Origin of the sequence: Mycobacterium simiae (assembly GCF_008370645.1) — a bacterium.
In the GTDB taxonomy this organism is placed as follows: Bacteria; Actinomycetota; Actinomycetes; order Mycobacteriales; family Mycobacteriaceae; genus Mycobacterium; species Mycobacterium simiae_A.
This window is the reverse complement of record NZ_VTZN01000497.1, coordinates 1-560: the sequence shown is the minus strand read 5'-3', so window position 1 is coordinate 560 and position 560 is coordinate 1. Positions and strand designations below refer to the sequence as shown.

The 560-nt window shown below is 69.3% G+C and carries 1 protein-coding gene; it reads right to left on the bottom strand.

The window, feature by feature from the left end:
• The coding region (locus F0Q45_RS26610; protein WP_188113201.1) for an acyltransferase domain-containing protein at nucleotides 1-560 on the bottom strand (560 nt) is incomplete at both ends.

Below are 560 nucleotides of genomic sequence, written 5' to 3'. Positions count from 1 at the left end.
GCTGCACCCCGCGGCGTTGCCGAGGGCCTCGGAGATCGCCGGAGCCAGGACCGGTTGGGGGGATAACTCCACGAAGGTGTGCTCGCCCTGGGTCAGCAACCCGGCGACGCTCTCGCCGAAGCGGACAGGCTGACGTAGCTGTTGGGTCCAGTACTGCGCCGAGGTGAGGTGTTCGGCGGTGGCCAGTTGCCCGGTGAGGTTGGACACGATCGGCAGCGCGGGCCGATGGAAAGTCAAACCGGCGGCGATGGCCTCGAATTCGGGCAGCGCGGGGTCCATCGCCGGTGAGTGGAAAGCATGGCTGACCGTTAGCGGGGTGGTTTTGCGGGCACGCTGGCCGCAGTGGTCACGAAGGCGCTCGATCTGGTCGACGGGCCCCGCGACGACGACCGAGGTGGGGCCGTTGATCGCGGCAATCGCGGTGTCGGGGTAGTCGGCGAGCAGGGCCATGATGTCGCGCTCGCTGGCCTGGACGGCCAGCATCGCCCCAGGCGCGCACGCTTGCATGAGTCGGCCCCGCGCGCTGACCAACAGCGCGGCGTCGGGCAGGGATAACACTC